Raw genomic sequence first — 7,277 nt, 5'->3', positions numbered from 1 at the left:
TACGAGGCTGCGATAAGGGCCGCAGGACCTTCAACAATCTCAAGGCCCAAACGACTGCTGCGCAGCCGATCGCAGGCTGCGCCAGCGGCTACAGGGGATCGGTGATCGACGGGCTTCTGTAGCCGCTGTCGAGGTACGAGGCTGCGATAAGGGCCGAAGGACCTTCGGCAATTTCAAAACCCAGGCGACTGCTGCGCAGCCGATCGCAGTCTGCGCCAGCGGCTACAGGTGATCGGTGATCGACGGGCTTCTGTAGCCGCTGTCGAGGTACGAGGCTGCGATAAGGGCCGAAGGACCTTCGGCAATTTCAAAACCCAGGCGACTGCTGCGCAGCCGATCGCAGGCTGCGCCAGCGGCTACAGGTGATCGGTGATCGACGGGCTTCTGTAGCCGCTGTCGAGGTACGAGGCTGCGATAAGGGCCGCAGGACCTTCAGCGGTTTCAAAACCCAGATACCTATCACCGGTAGTGCTGCTGCCCCCAGGCCAGAAACCCTTCCAGCAACTGCTTCAACACTACTTGCGTCGGTTCGGCTAAATCCGTCCGATAACGGAACGGTTCAAACTCTTCCATATAAGTGCACTGCCCCAGCTCCAACTGCACCGCGTGGATATTTTGCGCCGGGTTGCCGTAATGCCGGGTGATATGGCCGCCCTTGAAGCGCCCGTTCAACACATGGGTGTATTGCGGGTGAGCGGCGCAGATGGCTTCCAGCTGGCTGGCCAGTTGCGGGTCGCAGGCGGCACCATTGAAGGTGCCGAGGTTGAAGTCCGGCAATTTTCCGTCGAACAGGTGCGCGATCACCGAGCGGATCGAATGGGCATCAAACAACAATGCGTAGCCGAACTCGGCCTTGAGCCGGGCCAGCTCGTTTTGCAGAGTACGGTGGTAGGGCTCCCAGACCTGCTCAAGGTAAGTTGCCCGCTCTTCCTTGGATGGCTCCAATCCCTCGCGAAACAGCGGTACGCCGTCGAACAGCGTGGACGGGTACAGGCCGGTGGTGGCGCCGACGTACAGCGGCTGGTCGTCGGACGGCCGGTTCAGGTCGATGACAAACCGCGAGTACTCGGCGGCCAGGGTGCTGGCGCCCAGTTCCTCGGCAAAGTCGTACAACGTGGGGATATGCCAGTCAGTGTCCGGCAGGCTCTGCGCCTCGGGAATCAAACCCGCCTCAACGGCAGGCGTCAGGCGCAGGCCGGCGTGGGGCATGCTGATCAGCAGCGGCACACGGCCTCGTTTAAAGTTCAGAACCTTATCCACAGAGCTACTCCTTACACAGTGACGTCGACGCCGTGGCGCACGACGCGTTTATCCAACTCGCCCCCCAGCCAGTAGGCCAGGTCGGCGGGACGATCGATCTGCCAGGCGACAAAGTCCGCGACCTTGCCCACTTCCAGCGACCCATGGGTCTGGCCCATGCCTAGCGCAGTGGCTGCATGTTGCGTGGCGCCAGCCAGGGCTTCTTCCGGGGTCATGCGGAACAGGGTGCAGGCCATGTTCAACATCAACCGCACGGACAACGCTGGCGAGGTGCCAGGGTTGAGGTCGCTGGCGATGGCGATTTTCACCCCGTGCTTGCGCAAGGCTTCCATCGGCGGCAACTGGGTTTCCCGCAGGAAGTAGAACGCTCCCGGCAACAGCACCGCGACGGTGCCCGAGGCAGCCATGGCGATAGCATCGTCTTCGGTCATGAACTCCAGATGGTCCGCCGACAACGCCTGATACCGCGCCGCCAGGCTGGAGCCATGCAGCGACGACAGCTGCTCGGCATGCAGTTTCACCGGCAGGCCGAGTTGCTGTGCGACGATAAACACACGCTCCACCTGCGCAGGCGTAAACGCCAGGTATTCACAGAAAGCGTCCACCGCATCCACCAGCCCTTCAGCCGCCAGGGCCGGAAGCATTTCCTGGCAGATGTGCTCGATGTAGTCATCGGCACGGTCGGCATATTCCGGCGGCAACGCGTGGGCCGCCAGGCATGTACTGCGCACACTGACAGGAAGCTCTGTGCCCAGGCGCCGGATCACCCGCAAAATCTTGCGTTCATTGGCCAGGTCCAGGCCGTAGCCGGACTTGATCTCCACCGTGGTCACGCCATCGCGCAGCAAACTGCCCAGGCGTTTGTGGGCGCTGTCGAACAATTGATCTTCCGTGGCCGCGCGGGTTGCACGCACAGTGCTGGCAATGCCGCCACCGGCCGCTGCGATCTCGACGTAGCTCACGCCTTCAAGACGCTTTTCGAACTCACCGCTGCGATTGCCGCCGAACACCGTATGGGTATGGCAGTCAATCAGCCCCGGTGTGACCCAAGCCCCCTGCAGGTCATGGGCCTGGGCATAGTCGCCGTCCGGCAGCTCGGCGCGGGGGCCGATCCACTCGATCAATGTATCGGCTGTCACTATGGCGGCATCCTCAATGATCGAGTACTTGCCCTGGGCCATGGTTGCGACGTGGCAGTGTTGCCAAAGCGTTTTCATCCAACGTCTCCGTCAGTTATCGGTGGGACACGACCGGGTCGTAATGGACCTTGGCTGCTTGCCCCGCTGCGGGCTTGACCCACAGTAAATAGGCAGCGATCAGCAGCACGATCCATACGGCGCCAGCCACAAGGGCGGCTTGGGTGTCCGGGAAATAACCCAGCACACCGAAGATAAACAGCATGAACAGGATGGCCGCTGCTGGCGCGTAGGGCCAGAACGGCACCGGGAATTTCAGTTCGGCGATCTGCTCTTTGGTCATCGAGCGGCGCATCGCCACCTGGGTGGCCAGGATCATCAGCCATACCCAAACAGTGGCAAAGGTCGCCAGCGAGGCAATCAGCAGGAACACGTCCTTGGGGATCAGGTAGTTGAGTACCACACCGCCCAGCAATGCCGCGCCCATCACCACTACGGTCATCCACGGCACACCCTGTTTCGACAGTCGGGCGAAGCCTTTGGGTGCATGGCCTTGCTGGGCCAGGCCGTACATCATGCGGCCAGCGCCGAAGATGTCGCTGTTGATCGCTGAAACCGCAGCGGAGATCACCACGATGTTGAGGATGGTCGCCGCCGAACCAATGCCCAGGTTGCTGAAAATTTGCACGAACGGGCTGCCCTGGCTGCCGATTTGCGGCCATGGGTAGATCGCCATCAGCACAAACAGCGTCAGCACATAGAACAACAGGATGCGTAACGGCACCGCGTTGATCGCCCGGGGAATCACGCGTTGCGGGTCCTTGGCCTCGCCGGCGGTGATGCCGATGATTTCTATGCCGCCGAAGGCAAACATCACCACCGCAAAGGAGGCAATCAGGCCGCCGATACCATTGGGCATGAACCCGCCATGGGCCCACAGGTTGCTCAGCCCAGTGGCCGGTGCATCTGCCGACGAATGAATGCCGAACAGCATGATGCCCAAACCACCAAGGATCATCGCGACAATGGCCGTAACCTTGAGCAGCGACAGCCAGAACTCCATTTCGCCAAAGACTTTGACGTTGCACAGGTTCAGGCCACCGATCACAAAGACGATGCCCAATACCCAGATCCAGCGGGCGACTTCAGGAAACCAGAAGCCCATATAGATACCGAAGGCGGTGACGTCGGCGAGGCAGACGATGATCATTTCAAAGGCGTAGGTCCAACCGAGGATAAAACCCGACATTGGCCCCAGGTAGGTGCTGGCGTAGTGACCGAACGAGCCGGACACCGGGTTGTGCACGGCCATTTCACCCAGGGCGCGCATGACCATGAACACGGCGGCGCCACCGATCAGGTAAGCCAGCAACACCGCCGGACCGGCCATCTGGATGGCTGAGGCAGAACCGTAGAACAGCCCGGTACCGATCGCCGACCCCAGGGCCATGAAGCGAATATGGCGAGCAGACAGCCCGCGTTTCAAACCCTTTTCTTGCTGGTGCATTTCTCGTCCCTAATTATTCTTGTCTGAGAAAACCCGTACGAAGATCGTTCCCACGCTCGGCGTGGGAATGCCGCCCTGGACGCTCTGCGTCCGCTCTTGAAGTCGCGACGCGGAGCGTCGCAGGATGCGTTCCCACGCCGAGCGAGGGAACGATCAGGGGTTACAGGCTCGGCAACAATTTCGCCGGCACCAGCTCATTCAGGCAGCGACTGGCCAATAGTTCGCTGGCGGCATTGATGTCCGGTGCGAAGAAGCGGTCCTTCTCATAAAATGCCACCTTGCTGCGCAGCATTCCGCGGGCATTTTCCAGCTTCGGCGAGGTTTTCAGGCCATCGCGCAGGTCCAGGCCCTGACAGGCAGCCAGCCACTCCACAGCCAGAATGCCACGCACGTTCTCGGCCATTTCCCACAGGCGTTTGCCGGCGGCTGGCGCCATGGACACGTGGTCTTCCTGGTTGGCCGAGGTCGGCAGGCTGTCGACGCTATGAGGATGGGCCAGCGCCTTGTTCTCACTGGCCAGGGCCGCGGCGGTCACCTGGGCGATCATGAATCCGGAGTTCACACCACCATTGGCCACCAGGAACGGCGGCAATTGCGACATGTGCTTGTCCATCATCAAGGAAATCCGGCGCTCGCTCAGGGAGCCGATCTCGGCGATAGCCAAGGCCATGTTATCGGCCGCCATGGCCACCGGTTCGGCGTGAAAGTTACCGCCGGAAATCACATCACCTTCAGCTGCGAACACCAACGGGTTATCGGAAACCGCGTTGGCTTCGATCACCAGCACTTCAGCCGCCTGGCGGAACTGGGTCAGGCAGGCGCCCATGACTTGCGGCTGGCAACGCAGAGAGTACGGGTCCTGAACCTTGTCGCAGTTCTGGTGGGACTTGGACACCTCGCTGCTCTCGCCCAGCAGGTCGCGGTAGGCCGCAGCGCAATCGATCTGGCCGCGCTGGCCACGGGCCGCATGAATACGTGCATCGAATGGCGAGCGCGAGCCCAGTACCGCTTCCACCGTGAGGCCGCCACAGGCCAGCGCACCGGCGAACAGGTCTTCGCCTTCAAACAGCCCGCGCAAGGCAAACGCGGTGGACACCTGGGTGCCGTTGAGCAGCGCCAGGCCTTCTTTCGCAGCCAGGGTCAGCGGCGTCAGTCCGGCGATTTTCAGTGCATCAGTCGCCTCCAGCCATTGGCCCTTGTAGCGGGCCTTGCCTTCACCCAACAGTACCAGGGACATGTGGGCCAAAGGCGCCAAGTCGCCGGACGCCCCCACCGAACCTTTCAGAGGAATATGCGGATACACCTCGGCGTTGATCAGTGCGATCAGCGCGTCGATCACCTGCCGGCGAATCCCGGAGAAACCACGGCTCAGGCTGTTGACCTTGAGCACCATGACCAACCGTACCAGCGCATCGCTGATCGGCTCACCGACGCCAGCGGCGTGGGACAACACCAGGGAACGCTGGAGGTTTTCCAGGTCTTCACTGGCAATGCGGGTCGAGGCCAACAGGCCGAAACCGGTGTTGATGCCGTAGGCGGTGCGGTTCTCGGCGAGAATTTGCTCTACGCAGGCGACACTGGCTTCGATCTGGGCCGAGGCGCTGTCATCCAGGGTGAGGGTTACCGGCTGCTGGTAGATAGCCCGCAGTTGGCCAAGGCTCAGTTGGCCTGGAATCAGGTTTAGCGCAGTCACATTCATGCTCCTTTTGAGAGTGTTGTTAACTACCAGTCGCTCCGGATGCTTCCGTTATCCGCCGCTGGCCTCTTTTAGAGGAACAGCTGGCTTGGCACGCTGGTTATTGTTGAGAAAACTTCAGTGAAGATTTGCCAGGGTCCGTTGCAACAGGTCGGCGTCCTTGAGCAGCGTTGCCGTCGTCGCGATGTCCGGCGCCAGCCAGCGGTCCTGGTCGTAGGCCGGGACGTGTTTGCGCAGCAGGCGCCAGGCGGAATCGGTGCCCGCGCCGAAGCGTTGCTCCTGGAGAAACTCGAAGGCCTGGGCCGCCAGCAGGTACTCGATGGCGAGGATCTGGGTGACGTTTTCCAGTACCTGGTGCAGCTTGAGGGCGGCGTTGGTGCCCATGCTCAGGTGATCTTCCTGCAGGCCCGAGGTAACGAAGTTGTCGAGCACCGCCGGTTGCGCCAGTTGGCGGTTTTGCCCACACAGGGAGGCGGCGACGTATTGCACGATCATCATCCCCGAGTTGACCCCGGGATTGCTCACCAGGAAGGCCGGCAAACCGCTGACGTGCGGGTTGATCAGGCGGTCCAGGCGGCGCTCGGCGACGGCACCGATTTCGGCCATGGCGATGGCCAGCATATCGGCCGCCAGCGCCACGGACTGCCCGTGAGGGTTGGCCTGCGACACTACACGGTAGTTGTCCGGTGTGCCGAGGACCAGCGGGTTGTCGGTGGCGCTGTTGAGTTCGGTCTCGATCTGGCAGGTAGCGTGTTCAACTTGATCACGAGCCGCACCGTGGATCTGCGGGATCGAACGAATGCTCAGAGCATCCTGGGTGCGAATACCTTTGCTTGTGGCGAGCACCTCACTGCCGTCGAGCAACGCACGCAGGTTGATGCCGACTTGCTGCATGCCCGGGTGCGGCTTGAGCGCGATGATCTCTTCATCGAAGGCGTCGATCTGACCGCGCTGGGCTTCAAAGCTCATAGCGCCGATCACATCGGCCCATTGCAGCAAGCGGTGGGCATCGGCCAGGGCCAGGCAGCTCAAGCCGGTCATGCATGGCGTGCCGTTGACCAGGCACAGGCCATCCTTGGCACCGAGCACAACCGGCTGCAACCCTTCGGCCGCCAACGCTTCATGCGCCGCAACGATACGGCCCTGGTAGCTGACAGTGCCGACGCCGAGCAAAGTGATGCCGACATGGGCCATGTGCGTCAGGTAACCCACCGAGCCCTGGGACGGGACTTGCGGCGTGATGCCGTGATTGAGCAGCGCCAGCAGCGAATGCACTACCTGCGGATGCAGGCCGGATTTGCCCTGGCTGTAGTTGATGATGGCGGCGCAGATGATTGCCCGCGTCTGCTCATCGCTCAGCGCTGCGCCGACGCCACAGGCATGGCTGAGCAATGTGTTGCGTGACAGTTGGCTCAGTTGCTCGCCCATGAGCGAGACGTTGCACAAGGCCCCCAGGCCAGTGTTGACGCCATAGGCACGCTCGCCGCTGATGACGATACGCTGGACGATGGCCTGGGCATTGTCGATCCGCGCCCAGGCCGTGCCCGACAGTTCGAGCACGGCACCGTGACGGGCTACAGCGACCACGTCCTGCCAGCGCAACGGGGCGTCGGCGATGATGATTTTTTCTGCCTGGGACATCTTTAGCCTCTTGATTGATCGTTTGATCGTTCCCACA

Annotated in this window: 5 protein-coding genes; all 5 read right to left on the bottom strand. The window is 61.7% G+C overall.

Going from position 1 to position 7,277, the window contains the following annotated elements; all coding sequences use genetic code 11:
- Positions 1–459: 459 nt before the first annotated feature.
- Positions 460–1,260 (bottom strand): N-formylglutamate deformylase, encoded by an 801-nt coding sequence (hutG, locus tag GIR22_RS19245; RefSeq protein ID WP_178122354.1) that lies wholly within the window; start codon positions 1,258–1,260, stop codon positions 460–462.
- Between the two features lie 11 nt (positions 1,261–1,271).
- The gene (gene hutI / locus GIR22_RS19240) at positions 1,272–2,477 is read right to left on the bottom strand and encodes an imidazolonepropionase (RefSeq protein WP_154744852.1); all 1,206 of its coding nucleotides are present in this window, start codon (positions 2,475–2,477) and stop codon (positions 1,272–1,274) included.
- 16 nt (positions 2,478–2,493) lie between these two features.
- Positions 2,494–3,903 (bottom strand): amino acid permease, encoded by a 1,410-nt coding sequence (locus GIR22_RS19235; protein WP_154744851.1) that lies wholly within the window; start codon positions 3,901–3,903, stop codon positions 2,494–2,496.
- Positions 3,904–4,063: 160 nt separating this feature from the next.
- Positions 4,064–5,602, bottom strand: coding sequence for a histidine ammonia-lyase (gene hutH / locus GIR22_RS19225; protein WP_154744850.1), 1,539 nt, complete (start codon positions 5,600–5,602; stop codon positions 4,064–4,066).
- 114 nt (positions 5,603–5,716) lie between these two features.
- On the bottom strand, positions 5,717–7,240 hold the full coding sequence (locus GIR22_RS19220) for an HAL/PAL/TAL family ammonia-lyase (protein ID WP_154744849.1): 1,524 nt from the start codon (positions 7,238–7,240) through the stop codon (positions 5,717–5,719).
- Positions 7,241–7,277 lie beyond the last annotated feature (37 nt).

The sequence above is a fragment of the Pseudomonas karstica genome (genome assembly GCF_009707515.1).
Taxonomy (GTDB): Bacteria; Pseudomonadota; Gammaproteobacteria; order Pseudomonadales; family Pseudomonadaceae; genus Aquipseudomonas; species Aquipseudomonas karstica.
The sequence above is the reverse complement of the archived record's forward strand: the minus strand, read 5'-3'. Positions and strand labels throughout refer to the sequence as shown.